The sequence below is a fragment of the Arcobacter siniprincipis (SeqCode) genome (assembly GCF_048571125.1).
Classification (GTDB): domain Bacteria; phylum Campylobacterota; class Campylobacteria; order Campylobacterales; family Arcobacteraceae; genus Arcobacter; species Arcobacter siniprincipis.
In genome coordinates, this window is sequence record NZ_CP182343.1 from 1,795,140 (window position 1) to 1,811,525 (window position 16,386).

General features: G+C 26.3%; 17 protein-coding genes. 12 read left to right on the top strand and 5 right to left on the bottom strand.

The features are described from left to right. Positions 1-67: 67 nt before the first annotated feature. Entirely contained in the window at positions 68-898 is an 831-nt protein-coding gene (locus tag ACNI3D_RS09020) for a prephenate dehydrogenase (RefSeq protein WP_419766759.1), read from the top strand. On the opposite strand, the gene folP is transcribed toward ACNI3D_RS09020, so the two are convergent. From folP to ACNI3D_RS09045, 5 genes are read right to left on the bottom strand one after another with little or no spacing between them, the layout of a single operon-like run. Beyond that, the gene (folP, locus tag ACNI3D_RS09025; RefSeq protein WP_419766760.1) at positions 895-1,704 is read right to left on the bottom strand and encodes a dihydropteroate synthase; all 810 of its coding nucleotides are present in this window, start codon (positions 1,702-1,704) and stop codon (positions 895-897) included. The genes ACNI3D_RS09020 and folP overlap by 4 nt on opposite strands. Before the next feature lie 25 nt (positions 1,705-1,729). Next, positions 1,730-2,353, bottom strand: a complete 624-nt coding sequence (locus ACNI3D_RS09030; RefSeq protein WP_129099288.1) for a DNA polymerase III subunit delta' — start codon at positions 2,351-2,353, stop codon at positions 1,730-1,732. Between the two features lie 2 nt (positions 2,354-2,355). Beyond that, positions 2,356-2,907: a HobA family DNA replication regulator gene (locus tag ACNI3D_RS09035; RefSeq protein WP_129099289.1), complete on the bottom strand. Its 552-nt coding sequence runs from the start codon at positions 2,905-2,907 to the stop codon at positions 2,356-2,358. 2 nt (positions 2,908-2,909) lie between these two features. Next, the gene (locus ACNI3D_RS09040) at positions 2,910-4,118 is read right to left on the bottom strand and encodes an aspartate kinase (RefSeq protein WP_419766761.1); all 1,209 of its coding nucleotides are present in this window, start codon (positions 4,116-4,118) and stop codon (positions 2,910-2,912) included. A gap of 17 nt (positions 4,119-4,135) precedes the next feature. After that, positions 4,136-4,639, bottom strand: coding sequence for an RNA pyrophosphohydrolase (locus ACNI3D_RS09045; protein WP_419766762.1), 504 nt, complete (start codon positions 4,637-4,639; stop codon positions 4,136-4,138). A gap of 55 nt (positions 4,640-4,694) precedes the next feature. On the opposite strand from ACNI3D_RS09045, the gene hemW reads away from it, so the two are divergent. The 11 genes from hemW (at position 4,695) to tssF (ending at position 16,385) form a co-directional block, all read left to right on the top strand. After that, on the top strand, positions 4,695-5,756 hold the full coding sequence (gene hemW, locus ACNI3D_RS09050) for a radical SAM family heme chaperone HemW (protein WP_419766763.1): 1,062 nt from the start codon (positions 4,695-4,697) through the stop codon (positions 5,754-5,756). A 59-nt stretch (positions 5,757-5,815) separates the two neighbouring features. Then, positions 5,816-6,640 (top strand): peptide chain release factor N(5)-glutamine methyltransferase, encoded by an 825-nt coding sequence (gene prmC, locus ACNI3D_RS09055; RefSeq protein WP_419766764.1) that lies wholly within the window; start codon positions 5,816-5,818, stop codon positions 6,638-6,640. A 10-nt stretch (positions 6,641-6,650) separates the two neighbouring features. After that, on the top strand, positions 6,651-8,618 hold the full coding sequence (locus tag ACNI3D_RS09060) for a M3 family metallopeptidase (RefSeq protein ID WP_419766765.1): 1,968 nt from the start codon (positions 6,651-6,653) through the stop codon (positions 8,616-8,618). A 46-nt stretch (positions 8,619-8,664) separates the two neighbouring features. Then, the gene (locus tag ACNI3D_RS09065; RefSeq protein ID WP_419766766.1) at positions 8,665-9,141 is read left to right on the top strand and encodes a hypothetical protein; all 477 of its coding nucleotides are present in this window, start codon (positions 8,665-8,667) and stop codon (positions 9,139-9,141) included. A 20-nt stretch (positions 9,142-9,161) separates the two neighbouring features. After that, entirely contained in the window at positions 9,162-9,437 is a 276-nt protein-coding gene (locus ACNI3D_RS09070) for a hypothetical protein (protein ID WP_419766767.1), read from the top strand. 4 nt (positions 9,438-9,441) lie between these two features. After that, complete coding sequence (locus tag ACNI3D_RS09075; RefSeq protein ID WP_129099297.1) at positions 9,442-10,497, top strand: tyrosine-type recombinase/integrase; 1,056 nt, start codon at positions 9,442-9,444, stop codon at positions 10,495-10,497. 244 nt (positions 10,498-10,741) lie between these two features. Beyond that, entirely contained in the window at positions 10,742-12,220 is a 1,479-nt protein-coding gene (gene tssA / locus ACNI3D_RS09080; RefSeq protein ID WP_419766768.1) for a type VI secretion system protein TssA, read from the top strand. A gap of 11 nt (positions 12,221-12,231) precedes the next feature. Continuing rightward, on the top strand, positions 12,232-12,720 hold the full coding sequence (gene tssB / locus ACNI3D_RS09085; protein ID WP_129099299.1) for a type VI secretion system contractile sheath small subunit: 489 nt from the start codon (positions 12,232-12,234) through the stop codon (positions 12,718-12,720). Positions 12,721-12,729: 9 nt separating this feature from the next. Next, positions 12,730-14,205: a type VI secretion system contractile sheath large subunit gene (tssC, locus tag ACNI3D_RS09090; RefSeq protein ID WP_419766769.1), complete on the top strand. Its 1,476-nt coding sequence runs from the start codon at positions 12,730-12,732 to the stop codon at positions 14,203-14,205. A 1-nt stretch (position 14,206) separates the two neighbouring features. After that, positions 14,207-14,623: a type VI secretion system baseplate subunit TssE gene (gene tssE / locus ACNI3D_RS09095; RefSeq protein WP_419766770.1), complete on the top strand. Its 417-nt coding sequence runs from the start codon at positions 14,207-14,209 to the stop codon at positions 14,621-14,623. Continuing rightward, a complete protein-coding gene (tssF, locus tag ACNI3D_RS09100) occupies positions 14,613-16,385 on the top strand; it encodes a type VI secretion system baseplate subunit TssF (protein WP_419766771.1) in 1,773 nt (590 codons plus the stop codon). Before tssE ends, tssF begins: the two co-directional genes overlap by 11 nt. Position 16,386 lies beyond the last annotated feature (1 nt).

Genomic DNA, 16,386 nt, shown 5'->3' on the forward strand with positions numbered 1-16,386 from the left:
CTAAATAAACTTTATAGGATGATTAAGATATAATCTTTTTTCATAATAAATAACAAGAGGTAATATAGTGAATATTGGAATTATTGGTTTAGGTCTTATGGGTGGTTCTATTGCGAAAGCTGTAAAAAAATATGCAATTGCAAAAAATGTATATGGTTATGCAAGAAATGAACAAACTGCAAAAGAGATAGAGGATTTAAAACTAGTCGATAAACTAATGAGTTTAGAAGATTTAAAAAAGAACTCAGATGTAATTATTTTAGCTATTCCAGTTGATTCAATAATTTCTATGTTTGGTGAACTAAAAGATACATCAAAAAATACTACTATAATGGACTTAGGTTCAACAAAAGAGTATATTGTTAAAAATATTCCAAAAGAAATAAGAAAAAACTTTATTGCAGCACACCCTATGACTGGAACTGAAAATTTTGGTCCTAAAGCTGCAATTGATGGTTTATATGAAGGTAAAACTGTTGTTTTGTGTGATTTAGAGGAAAATGATGAAATACATAAAAATAGAGCAATAAAAATATTTCAAAATATTGGTATGAGACTTGTATTTATGAAAGCCTCTGACCATGATATTCATGCTTGTTATATGTCACACTTGCCACATGCCATATCTTACTCTCTAGCTAATACAGTGATGAGTCATGAAGATCCAAAATCAATTATTGCCTTAGCTGCTGGTGGTTTTAAAGATATGAGTAGGGTAGCAAAATCAAGTCCCAGTATGTGGACTGATATTTTTAAACAAAATAGAAAAAATCTACTTAAATCAATAGATTTATTTGAAACACATATGAAAGAAGTAAGAGATATGGTTGAAAAAGAAGATTATGAAGCATTAGCTCTATGGATGAAAAAAGCTAATAGCTTACATGAGATACTTTAAAGTCTCTCTACAGCGTTAATAGCTTCTTGAACTTTTATCGCTTGAAAATGTTCTTTTACATCATGACATCTCACAATTGAAGCACCATTTTTAATTGATTCCAAGTGAATAGCTAAAGTACCAGGAAGTCTATCTTCTGGAGTTGACTCTACAATAGAATTTATCATAGACTTTCTACTTGCTGCCATTAATAACTCAAATCCAAAATGACTAAAATAATTTAAGTTTTTGATAAGTGATAAATTGTGTTCTAAATTTTTTCCAAAGCCAATACCTACATCTAAAATAATATCTTTTATTCCAAAACTTTTTGCTTTTTCAACTCTTTTTTTAAAAAAATTATCAATATCCAAAATCACATTTTTGTATTTTGGACTTTGTTGCATATTTTCTGGATTATTTTGCATATGCATGATAATTACCTCTGCATTATATTTTGAAGCTACCTTACAAACTTCATCATTTTCTAGTCCTGTAATATCATTAACTATACTAAAGCCTTTACATAATGCATAATCTAACACTTTAGGTTCATATGAATCTAAAGAAAACTTAACTTTTTCATATAACTTTTCTTCATAGATTAAATCAATAATTGGTTTTACTCTACTTAATTCTTCTTCAACTGAAACGGCAATACTTCCTGGACGACTTGAAACTCCACCTAAATCAATTATATTTGCTCCATCACTTATCATTTGTTCTATTTTTAAAATTGCACTTGAACCGTAAAATCTACTATTTTTGAAAAAAGAGTCTTCATTAGCATTAATAATACCCATAATTTTTGTTTTATTAGTTTTCATGAAATCTCACTTTTTTGAAGTTTTATTATCTGTGTTTTCTATGAATAATTGTAAGAAGTAGAGTAGTTAAGATGTTAATGGGTCTTGAGTTTAACTCCAAAAGTTTTATTCCATTTGAGAAAACATCTAACTCTTTTTGAGTTAATTTTATTTTTTGTAAATTAATTTTAATCATTACTGATTCTATAATAGCTTTTGCTTCTTTTTTACCAATTTTTTGATTATCCTTTAAAAATTGATATAAACTTTTTAAATCCATTCGAAAAAAATCAAAATCAATATCAACTCTATCTATTTTACTTTTAAGATATTTATGTGGCATTCGTGAAAGAATAGTAGGTAAAATATTAGATTTTGATGTTGTGATAATAACAAAAACTATATTTCTGGGTGGTTCTTCTAATACTTTTAGTAAAGAGTTTTGAGCCTCAACTCTAAAACTATTGCCACAAAGAACTATATATTTTGTTTCATTTGATGAAATATAAGCTTCTTTAATAACTTGTTGAGCTTGAGCTGTTAAAAAATCATCTTTTTCTTCATTTCTTACAATCCTATAACTATGTGAAGGAAAGGAAGGAATTAGACTATTTAAAGTTTCATCTATATTATTAACAATTAGTATACTTGAACTATTAATATTAATCAATTTTAACTCTCAACATTAATCTCAGCAAAAAGAGCTGCACTTAAGGTTTTATTATATAATCTAAACATCTGTAAAAGTTTCATATCTAAAGCTATATCGCTACTTTTTAAATTAAAAGCATCTTGTTTTTCTTCATCAAAAAGCCAAAGAAAAGAGTATTTAGAAACTTTTGGTATAAAAGCTCTTGCATCTTGACTTCTTCCTATATACCAAAAACAATATCCATTTGGAAAAGAGATATTTAACATATCTTTTAAATAATTTACATCATCTTCATTTTGAACATTGTCCATTAATTTATAAAATGATTTAAAATCATAAAAAGGCAAATATGGCCTATTTAAACTTTTTTTATTTATATTTGTAAGAATGTACTCTAAAAACCAATTTCTCTCATCATCACTTATAACAATAACAGAACAACCTTTATCTAAAATACTTAATACAGACTTAGCAACTAAAGGTGTCCATTCATATTTTTTTTCTTCTAACCAAGGAGATAATAACTTATCATCCCTGATTGTATCAACAGTCCAATTTAAAAACTCTTGCACTTCTATTTATCCAAATCATATGCATCATGTAAAGCACGAACTGCTAACTCTGCATATTTTTCTTCAACTATCACTGAAATTTTTATCTCACTAGTTGAGATTATTCTTATATTAATATTTTCATTAGCTAATGCTGTAAAAGCTTTAGAAGCAACACCCGTATGAGACTTCATACCAACACCCACTATTGAAACTTTACAAATTTTTTCATTGTAATCAAATTTTTCAACTTCATCTTCAAATTTATGCATAATCGTTTTACAAATTTCTAAATCAGTTGTTGGAATTGTAAAGTCCAAAGATGTTTTTCCATCTACTGCAACTGTTTGAACTATCATATCAACATTAATATTTGCATCTGCTAGTGCTGTAAAAATATATGATGCAATTCCAGGTCTATCTGTAACTCCATACATACCAACTCTTACTTGATTTTTATCCAAAGCAATACCACTTACTATTGGCTGTTCCATTATATTCTCTTCCTTTGTTATTAAAGTACCTTCTACTTCTGGAGTAAAACTACTTCTTGATATTAAATTTACATTTAATTTTTTTGCCATTTCTACAGATCTATTTTGTAAAACTTTTGCACCTAAACTTGCTAACTCCAACATCTCATCATATGAAATTTTATCAAGTTTTCTGGCTTTAGGCTCTATTCTAGGGTCTGTAGTATATATACCATCAACATCTGTATATATCTCACATACATCTGCTTCTATTGCACCCGCAATCGCAACGGCTGTCAAATCTGAACCACCCCGTCCAAGTGTAGTTACTCTACCTTTTTGCGTAACACCTTGAAAACCAGCAACTACAACAACTTTACCTTCAGATATTGATTCTTTCATATTTTTTGTATCTATATACTCAATTCTAGCTTTTGTATGTCTTTCATCTGTTACGATTCCAGCTCTCCCACCACTCATTGAAATAGCACTATAACCAGCTTCATTTAAAGCAATAGATAGTAAAGCTGATGTGACTCGTTCACCTGAACTTAATAACATATCCATTTCAGAAGGACTAGGCATTTTTGAATAACTTTCAGCATATTCAATTAACTTATTAGTTTCACCACTCATTGCAGAAACTACTGCAATAACATCATGACCTTCATCTTTTATTTTTTTTATAATTGTTGCAACATTTTGAATTCGCTCTAAGGTACCAACACTCGTACCACCAAATTTTAATACTTTTAACATTTAATTCATAATCCTTTTTAAATATAACCTTCTTTTTTAAAATACTTCAATACTTGCTTATAAACTGTTCTTTTGAAAAAAGTTATATAATCATAAATATTTTTTGTTGGAACAAATTTATATTCACTAAATTCAGGTGTGTGATGTGTATAAATATCTATTTTCGCACCGTCATTTAATTTTACTAAATAATACTTTTGTATTTGACCATCATATGGTTTCATTTTCTCAGCAATTGCTGGAGGGAAATCATAACTTACCCACTCAGGATACTCTGCAATTATTTTAATATCATTAGTACCAATTTCCTCTTCTAATTCTCTAAATAAAGCTTCTTTAGCTGTTTCACCATCATCAATTCCACCTTGAGGAAATTGCCATGCATTTTCGACATCAGTTCTTGAAGCTATGAAAAGTTCGCATTTTTGAGGATACTTTGCTGATAAAACAATTGCTGCTACATTAGGTCTATAATTTTTACCACTCACATTTGTAGGTATATTCTCACTTTTATCAATCATAAATATCTTTTCCCTTATAATAAGGGAAATATTATAATAAACTTAGGATTAAAAATTGCTTTTATACATACATATTCCATTTTGTGATAGTAAATGCTTTTATTGCGCATTTAACTCATATGTAGATAGATTTCACTTGAAACAAACTTATATGAAAGCTATTGAGAAACAACTAATTTACGACATTGAACACTATTTAAAAGATGAAAAGATAGAGACAGTATTTATAGGTGGGGGGACTCCTAGTTGTGTAGATTTTAAAGAGTATGAAAATATTTTTAGAATCATATCACCATATTTAATTGAAAACTGCGAAATAACAAGTGAAGCCAACCCAAATTCTGCAACAAAAGAATGGCTTCAAGGTATGAGAGATTTAGGTGTAAATAGAATCAGCTTTGGAGTACAAAGTTTTAATGATAAAAAACTAAAATACTTAAATCGAGCGCATAATAGTAATAGTGCTATAAGTGCTATACAAAATGCTAAATGTATAGGTTTTAATAGTATTAATTGTGATATTATTTACGGTGTACAAGGTGATAACTTTGAAAAATTAAAGTACGATTTTAATATGATAAATGAACAAAATATTGATCATATAAGTGCATATTCTTTAACCTTAGAAGAAGGAACAAAGTTCTTTAATAAATCCCATGTAAAAATAGATGATGAAGAGCTATCTTACAAGCTATTTGAGTATCTAAAAGGCTTAGGCTATGAACAATATGAGATTTCTAACTTCTCAAAGTCTAAAAACACTCAATCTAAACACAACTTTGGCTATTGGGAGTATACAAACTACTTAGGAATTGGAACAGGTGCTGTTGGCTTTGTAGATAATTTCAGATACTATCCCAATAAAAATATAGAAAAATATATAGAAAACCCTATTTCTTATGAAAAAGAGTATATGGATGAAGTAGATATTAAAACAGAGAAAGTACTATTAGGTCTTAGATCTAATGTGGGAGTAAATTTAGCTATTTTTAATGAAAATGAATTAAAAAAAGTAGAAATATTAATCGAAGAAAAAAAGCTATACAAAGTAGATAATAAAATCTATAATTACAATTTTTTACTCTCAGATGAGATATCTTTATTTATATTAGATTAGCTTCTATTAAAGAATAATTTATACTCTATATGTATAATACGGTTTTCAAAGGAGTTTAATTGACAATAAAAGAGACCATTAAAAAATATTCACAAGAGCTAAAAGAAGTAACACATATACCAGCAAAAGAAGTAGAAATATTGATTATGTTTCTACTAGAAAAAAATGTTATCTGGATGCATTTAAATGGTAATATGGAGTTCAAAAAAGAGGAAAAGCTGAAAGCTTTAGTAAAAAAAAGATCCACTCATTTTCCTTTAGAATATCTTACAAATAGGGTTTCATTTTATGGTGAAACATTTATTATAAAACAGAATGTTTTAATACCTAGACCAGAGACTGAAATATTAGTTGAAAAAGCATTCGAAAAATTAAAACAAATAGAAAATCCAAAAGTAGTAGAAATTGGAACAGGAAGTGGAATAATTTCAGTAATGCTTTCTAAACTACTTCCCCAACTAAAAGTTACTGCCGTTGATATAAATGATGATGCCTTAGAATTGGCAAAAGAAAATGCAAAAAAACACTCTGTAGAAAATCAAATTTCTTTTATAAAATCTGATTTATTAAAAGAGGTAAGTGGAGATTTTGACATGTGTATTTCAAACCCTCCCTATATTTCAAATAATTATGTTTTACCACATAATGTTAAATATGAGCCTAAAAATGCCCTTTTTGGAGGAGAAATTGGTGATGAACTTTTAAAAGATTTAATTGAAGAAGTTACATCAAAAAATATAAAATATCTATATTGTGAATATGGATATGATCAAAGAGAATCTATAAATAATTATATGAAAAAATTCAATGTAAAATCACTAGAGTTTTATAAAGACTATTCTGATTTTGATAGAGGATTTTTGATTGAATTTAATACTAAATAAAAGGAATAATATGTTTGAAGAATTTAATGTAAATAATTTAGATAAAACGAAAGAGTTGTTAGAAATAAAATTAAAAGAGTCAAAAGAGCAAATAGAAAAGTTTTTAGAAATAGAAAATAAAACTTACGATAACTTTGTAAAGCCATATCAAGAAATAGGGGAGTGTATAAATGAATTCTTAACTCCTATGTTTCATATTGATTCTGTAAAAAATACAGAAATAACGACAAAAGTGCATGAAGAATGTCTTCCCTTGATTTCTAATTACTCAACTGAGATAAGCCAAAATGTAAATATTTATAGAGCATTAAAAGATATACAAGATAATGGTAATACCTCTTTAAATAATATACAAAAAAAAGTCTTAGAAAATGAAATTAGAGACTTTGAATTATCAGGTTGTCATTTAAATAATAATTTAAAAAATAGACTTAAAGAGATAAATTTAAGACAAAGTGAGTTATCACATAAGTTTTCTCAAAATCTATTAAATGCAACAAACTCATATGAAATGATAATTGAAGATTATGAAGATGTAAAAGAAATACCAGAGTCTGACCTAGAACTTGCCAAATTTGAAGAAGATGGTAAAATAAAATATAAATTTACTCTACAAATGCCTTCTTATATCGCTTATATAACATATGGTAGTAATAGAGATAAAAGAGAAGAGATATATAAAGCATACTGCACTAGAGCCCCAGAAAATGGAAAAATCATTGAAGAAATACTTACATTAAAAGATGAAAAATCTAAAATACTGGGATTTGGCTCATATGCACAGTATTCACTAAGTACTAAAATGGCTAAATCAGAGGATGAAGTAATAGATTTCTTATATGAATTAGCTAAAAAAGGAAAAGAAGGTGGTAAAAATGAAGTTGAAGAGATAAAAGAATTCGCTAAAAAAGATGGAATTGAAGAATTAAAATCTTTTGATTTATCTTATTATTCTGAAAAATTAAAAAAAGAAAAATATGATTTAGATGAAGAATTATATAGACCATATTTTGAAAAAGAATCTGTTTTAAAAGGATTTTTTGAATTTCTAAATTCTATATTTGATATTGAATTTAAAGTATCAAATACTCCTACTTGGGATGAAAAAGCAACTGCTTATGATATCTATGAAAGTGGAAAATTATCTTCTAGAATTTACATAGATTTAGAATCAAGAAAAGATAAAAGAGGTGGTGCATGGATGAACAATTGGCACTCTTATTATGTTGATAAACATAATAATATTCATTTACCGACTGCTTACATTGTTTGTAACTTTCCTCAATCAACAAAGGATACCAAATCACTGTTAAGACACTCAGATGTTGTAACACTTTTTCATGAAATGGGACATGCTTTACATCACTTATTAAGTAAAGTTCCTGAACCTTTTGTTAGTGGAATTTCTGGTGTTGCATGGGATACAGTTGAGTTCCCTTCACAGTTTTTAGAATACTTTTCTTATGATAAAACTGTATTAAAACAGTTTGCAAAACATTATAAAACAGGTGAAATATTATCAGATGAAGCAATAGATAAAATCATAAAAGCTAGAAATTTCCAATCTTCATTAAATATGATTAGACAAGTAGAATTTGCTCTTTTTGACTTTAAACTTCATCAAAAATTATACAAAAATGAAGATGATGTGCAAAAATTATTAAATGAAATTAGAGATGAAATCTCGATCATAAAACCACCAGTTTACAATAAATTTCAGAATGGATTTTCCCATATTTTTGGAGGAGGATATGCAGCTGGATATTACTCTTATAAGTGGGCAGAAGTTTTAAGTGCAGATGCTTATTATATGTTTATAGAATCAGAAAATACATTCAATAAAGAACTAGCTTTAAAATATAAAAAAGCAATTTTAGAAAAAGGGGGTTCTTCTGATATGAATGAACTTTTTTATGAATTTGCTCAAAGAGAGCCAAGTGTTGACTCTTTATTAAAAATTGATGGAATTATTAGCTAATTTTTGGCACAATACGACTTGATATAATATCAGATAAGGATAGTTAATGAGTAATAATAGTGATACAATTTCTAAATTGAGCGATGCTCTTTCTAATTTAATAAATGCATATGAAACTTTACAAAAAGAAAAAGAAGATTTAGAAAAAGAAAACCAAGGATTAAAAAATACAATTGAAGATTTAGAATCTTCAAATGGAGATTTAAAAAGTAAATTAAATGATATAAACTCTACAAATGAAAAACATGGAAGTAATATAAATTCAATGTTACATAAAATTGAAAATATACTAAAAGTAGGTGATAAGAAAAAGGATAATTATTCTAGTAATAACTATAATAATGATTCTTTATCAAAGGATGAAGATGAAGAATTTTCAACTACACCTACTATTTCTAGCGACACCTTTCCTAAACAAAAGGCAGAATCAGTTAGTGTTGATGATATTCAATTGGAAAAAAAATCAGATGATAAAATTGATTTAAATAGAATGGCTTCATTACTAAATGGATTTAATAAATAAAGGTGATTTAATATAATAATATGACACTACTTCTAAATAAAATATCTTTATATTCTACTTTTGGGGTAGATGATTTTAATTCATTAGATAAGGCAATAAATAATATGGCACCATCTATGGTAGAATACTATTTATCTGATTTATCTGATGGCTTTGAAAATGTATATTTAAATAAAAGAAATATACAAAATAGTCTAATAATAGGTGACTTTGCCATATATTTAGATTATGCAGATGAAGTTTATTTAGAAATTGATGATAAAAAAGAAGATTTAGAAACTTCAAGTTTATGGTAAATAGATGAGATATCCTTTAGACTGTGAAATATCTTTTAATAAAACCTTTTTATTTTGGCTAAGTAGATTTGTTAGAAATAAGATTACATCTCTTTCAAATAGACAAGTTACAAATAAAGATCGGCTTGCAGAAATAATTCAAGAATTAATTAATGGATTCAATGATATTAATGATTTAAAAAACTTAATTAAAGAAGTCAGAAATATCGGGATGAATGGTATTTCTGTTTATTATTTGCCCTTAGAAAAACTATATTTTTATCTAATGAAATTTGGTGCTTCTTCAATGCGTGAAATAGACGAAGAAATATTAAGTGATTTTTTAGCATCACAAACTGCAAATTTATCAGATGCGAGTAAAAAAAATCATAGAATTGCATTAATTTCTTTTTTTGGATATATAGATAAACAAAATGAAGAAGAAAATGGTAATGCATATAGATATGGAATAGAATTAAAAAACTGGGGTGGATTATCAGGTAAAAGTGGAACAAAACTGCCATCTTATATGAATAAAGAAGAAGTTAACAAATTTATAAATGCTATTGAAGAATTCCCTTTTAAAAATCCTATTATTGGTAGCAGAAATAGGTTAATTATAAAAATCATTTTATATACAGGTATTCGAGTAGGTGAAGCAATTAGTATTAAAATAAAAGATATTAATAAAGATGGTGATGCTTATATTGTGCAAGTTAGAGGAAAAGGTAACAAGCCAAGAATTGTTATGATAAAAGAACATATAATAAAAAATGATCTTTTAATTTGGTTGGAAAACAATTGTTGTGAAGAAAATTTACTTTTTTGTAATCAAAAAAACAAAAAAATCACTCAAGCGTACATAGGTCGATTGGTTGAACAAATCTTAATAAGTTGTGGAATAAGAAAAGAAAAAAATGGACCACATATGTTAAGACACTCATTTGCTACATTACTATATCAAAATAGTCATGATTTAATACTAGTTCAAGAATCACTTGGTCATGCAGATATTAATACTTCAAGAATATATACACATTTTGATAAAAATAGGTTAAATAGGACTACAGATATATTTTAAATATTGATATATACATTCATATACTCTTTTTTACTACAAATCTAATTTATAATAAGTCTCTTTTCATCATAAAATTTTTGCCCAAAATCTTTAAATGTCATATTAACACATTTTAAAATGTCATAAAAGTTTCAATAAATTTTAATATTATAATAATAATGAAATAAATTATTCATTTTAAAGTACTATTAAAGAATTAAAATAGTAGAATCCGAAATTATAAAAATAATAAAGGGAAACTATATTGAACTATTTAATTCTAAATCAAATTAATTCTTCTTTTGTTTGTGGTCAAGATTGCAAATATGATGACACCTTTTTATTAATTGAACAAGAAATTGACAAAAGTCATAGTGCAAATCAAGAAGAAGGTACTAATTGGGAATATGTAGTAGAACACTGCGAAAAAATTTTATTAGAAAAAACAAAAGATATAAAAATTTCCTCATGGTATTTATATGGAATTATTAAACAAAATTCATTTAATAATTTTGAAAATTCTTTAAAAATTTATATTGAACTTTTAGAGACTTTTTCAACTCAAATGTATCCAAGTTCTAAAAAAGCAAAAAAAAATATTTTCTTATGGATTGAAGAATTACTTAGTACCGAGTTATTAAATAATATAGGAAAAATAAAAAAAGAAGATTTTTCTAATTTTTCTAATTATTTTATCAGATTAGATTCTGTTATTAAAATAATACTAGAAGATAATTCAGAAAGTTATTTTAAAAAGATTATTAGATATTTAGAAGATAATAAAATAAAAGAAATTTCTCCTATTACTTCTAATAATAAAACAAGTTCTACAAAAGAACAAGAAATTAAAGAAATAACAAATAAAGATGAAGAACTAAAAGTTATGAGAAGCTTTAAAAAATATGCTTCTTTGTTGACAAAATATTATAGAGATAATGATATCTCTGATTTAAAAGCTATAAGAATCACAAGACTTTTATCTTTTTTAGAAATAGAGGGTTTACCGCCATCTGAGAAGAATATTACACTTTTAAATCCACCTTCAATATTAGAGATAAATGAAATAGAAGATAATTATAAAAATAAAAATTATGAAGAGGCTTTTGTACTAGTAGAAGAGATTTTAGAAGTGTGCCCCTTTTGGTTAGATGGACATTATTATGCTTTCAATATTTTAGAAAAAACAAATAATAATTTAGCATCTTTTGAAATAAAAAAGACTTTCTTAAACTTTATAGAAATAAATGAGAATATCGAAAAATTATATTTTAATGATGAGACTCCTTTTGCTTCAAATAAAGTAAAAAATTGGTTAAAAGAAAATCTAGTATGCAAATTAGAAGACTCTGAAAATATATTAATTCAAACCTCGAAAAATCAAAATGATTTGGATAAAGCTTATGAGTTGGCAGAAGAAAATAAAATAAAAGATGCAATGCGACTATTAGAAGAAAATTATAATAATGCATCATCTTTTGAAGATAAATTCAATTGGCGTTTAAATCATGCAAAACTATCTTTGCAATATGATAAAAATGATATTGCATTAATTTTATTAGAAGATTTGGAAAAAGAAATTGATAGATTTTATCTATATGAATGGAACCCAAAATTAGCTGCAAATGTCTATTCTTTAATTATAAATTCTTTTAACAATACAGATATAGATACTGAAAAAATAAATACTATTTATACCAAACTATGTAAAATTGATATAAATAGTGCATATGAACTTAAAATTTAATAGGAGAAAAAATGAATAAACAGTCAGAATCACCAAAAGAGAGAATCAATGTCACATATAAACCTGCAACAGGAGATGTGCAAGAGGATGTAGAAATTCCTTTTAAAATAACATTATTAGGTGAATATAATCCAAATGAAGAAAAAAAACCAGTTGAAGAAATAAAAGCGATAAAAGTTGATAAAAATAATTTTAATGATGTATTAAAAGGACAAAATTTATCTGTTTCATTTAATGTTGAAAATAAATTGGTTAAAGAAGAGGATAGTTCTTTAGGTGTAAATTTAAAAATTAATACAATTAAAGATTTTTCACCAGAAAATGTTGTTGAAAATGTTCCTGAAATGAAAGTTTTAATGGAATTAAGAAAATCATTGATGGCACTAAAAGGGCCATTAGGTAATGTTCCAGCATTTAGAAAAGCTATTGAAAGTGCTATTTCTAACAAAGAAGAAAGAGACAAATTAATGTCTGAATTAAATTTAGATTCAAAAGAATAAAGGAATTTTATGTCAACAAATGAAATTTTAGAACAAAATAATAATAGTACTACAAATAGCTTATTAGATACAATTGTTGCACAAACAAAATTAACTCAAGATGATGATACATATGATGTGGTCAAATCAGGAGTAGGTGCTTTAATAGAAGAACTTATAAGTTCAAACAATGATGATGAAAAAGTTAATAAATCAGTTATTGATAAAATGATTGCAGAAATTGATAAAAAAATATCTGCACAAATGGATGAAATTCTACATAATAAGCAATTTCAAGCATTAGAATCAAAATGGCGTGGATTATATATGTTAGTTGAAAGAACTGATTTTAGACAAAATATTCTTATGGAATTTATCAATGTTTCAAAAGAAGATTTAATTGAGGACTTTGAAGAAAGTTTAGATATCACTCAATCTGGTTTATATAAACATGTTTATACATCAGGGTATGGTCAATTTGGTGGAGAACCAGTTGGTACAATAATCGCAGATTATGAATTATCACCTTCAAATGTTGATATTAAATTTTTAAATAAAGTTGCATCGATTTCGGCAATGGCTCATGCCCCATTTATAGGAGCAGCTGGCCCTAAATTTTTTGGATTAAATAGCTTTGAGGGTTTACCTGATTTAAAAGATATAGAAGATGTAATGAGTTCTCCTCAATTTGCAGCTTGGAGAGGATTTAGAAAAAATGAAGACTCAAGATATGTAGGTCTTACTTTACCTAGGTTTTTACTAAGAGCACCTTATGATCCAGAAGATAATCCAATCTCTAACTTTGTTTATAAGGAAGATGTATCAAAAGATCATGAAAATTATTTATGGGGGAATACTGTTTATGCATTTGCAAGTAAATTAACTGATAGTTTTGCAAGTTTTAGATGGTGTACAAATATTATTGGTCCTAAAGCAGGAGGAGAAGTAAGAGATTTACCTGTTCATACTTTTGAAAGTATGGGAGATATTGAGATGAAAATTCCTACAGAAGTTTTAGTGTCTGATAGAAGAGAGTATGAATTATCTGAACAAGGCTTTATTCCTTTAATTATGAGAAAAGGAAGTAATACTGCTGCATTTTTTGCTGCAAGTTCTGCTCAAGAACCAAAAATTTTTCCAAATACTCCAGAAGGAAATGAGGCTCAACTAAATTATAAATTAGGAACTCAGTTACCATATTTATATGCAATTACAAGAATGTCTCACTATATAAAAGTTTTACAAAGAGAACATATTGGTTCATGGAGAGAAAGAGCTGATTTAGAAAGAGAATTAAATAGATGGGCTAAACAATATGTTGCAAATCAAGAAAATCCTACTGCAGAAATAAGAAGTAAAAGACCATTTAAAGATATTGCAATTAATGTTGAAGATGTGAGTACTGATCCAGGTTGGTACAAAGTAAGAATTTCTTTAAGACCTCATTTTAAATATATGGGTGCAAGTTTTGAATTATCTTTAGTGGGAAAACTAGATAAAGAATAATATGTATAGTGGTAGTTTATTTGAAAGATTATCTTCTAATTTTAATCCTAATGATTATGACAATGAAGATGAAGCGATATATGCATCAATAGCTAATAATTTATCAAAAATATTTTCAACAAATGCTGGAAGCTCAGAAATATCAAAAGATTATGGGCGTCCAGATTTAAACAATATTGATTTTAGTATGAATGATTCTATTGAAATTATTGAGAAAAGTTCAGAATTGTGTATAAAAAAGTATGAACCTAGACTTTATAAAGCAAAAGTTGCGGTATCAAAGCAAAAACTAATTTTAAATGAAATGAATATCTATATAGAAGGTCATGTATTTATTAACGGAAAAAGTAAAAGAATCAATTACAGAGCAGATTTATTAAAAAATGGAAAAGTGAAGATATATAAAGATGGCATTTAACGATTATTATAAAGAAGAATTAATAAAACTTAGAAATGATGGTGCAGAATTTTCCAAAAAAAATCCTGGACTATCAACTTATCTTTCAAAAGAAGGGCAAGATCCTGATGTAGAAAGGTTATTAGAAGGGTTTTCATTTTTAACAGGAAGATTAAAACAAAATTTAAATGAAGAACTACCGGAAGTTGCACATACTTTAGTTCAATTGCTTTGGCCAAATTATGTAAAGCCAATACCTTCATATTCTATTATCCAATATGACGCCATAAAAGACTCAACTGAAAATGTTCAAATTAAAAAAAATACTGAAGTTTTAAGTAAACTTAATTCAAGTAAAACTCAATGTAAATTTAGAACTATATATGATATTGATGTGATGCCATTTATGTTAAAAAATATTAATTATTTTATTCATGGTAAAAAAAGTACATTAGAATTAAATATGAATATGACTGCATCAGGAACTTTAAAAGATTTAATTTTTAAAGATTTAAGAATTTATTTAAGTGGTTCTAAGTTTATTGCACAAAATTTATATTTATTTTTAACAAAATTTATCGAAAGAATAGAAATATCAATAAATAATGTCGATAATAAATCTATTTATAATATCAATATAGATAATAATTCAATTGTACCTGTTAGTTTTGATTTAAAGAATAATATGACACCTTATTCTTCAAATTTATTTGATGGTTATATTCTGTTGCAGGAATATTTTTCATATAAAGATAAATTTCTTTTTTTAGATTTTAGAAATCTTTCACAAATAGAGAATATTCCAACCGAAATACTTGAAAATAGCAAAAATTTTACAATAAAAATTGAATTTAAAGAATCACTTTCTAGATCAGAGATACCAGATAAAAGTAACTTCTCTTTGTATTGTACTCCAATTATAAATTTATTTGAAACAGATTCTATACCTATTCGAAAAAATGAAGAAATAGAAGAGTTTTTAGTTGTACCTTCAGATTTAAATAAAGATGCATGTGAAGTCTTTTCTATACAAAATGTAAGAGGATGGATTAGTAATAAAAAAACTTACCAAGACTACTTACCTTTTGAATCATTTGAACATATAGATGAAGAAAATGAATACTATTCATCAAGAGTAAAATTAACTTCTGATGGAAAAAGAACAAATACATATCTTCGTTTTTCAACAGCACAAGGAAGAGAAAACAGTTTTTTAACTAGTAACTCTACAATTTCAGTAAAAATATTATGTACAAATTTAAATATACCATCTTCTCTTTTGTTAGGAGATATTTGTGTTCCAAGTGCTTCTTCATCAAATAGTTTGGCTTTTAAAAATATAACCATACCGACAATAAGTTATCCTCCTCCAATAAAGGGAGATTTTTTATGGAAAATTATTTCAAATATGTCATTAAATTATTTATCTCTAAAAGATATTAAAGCACTTAGAACGATACTTGAAACACATGACTTTTTTGGTGCATTTGATGTAAAACAAAAAGATAAAACAAATATGATTTTAAAAGGAATTGAGTCTATTTCTTTTGATACTGCAGAACTTATAGATAAAGGATTACCAATAAGGGGAATGAATATAAATCTTATTATTGAACCAAGTAATTTTTCATGTATAGGGGAAGCATATTTATTCTGTTGTGTATTAAATGAATTTTTTTCATTATATGGAAATATAAATTCATTTCATAGATTAACAGTTAATATGAAAAATGAATATTTGATTGAGTGGGTACCTAGAATGGGTAGCTTAACACTAATTTAAA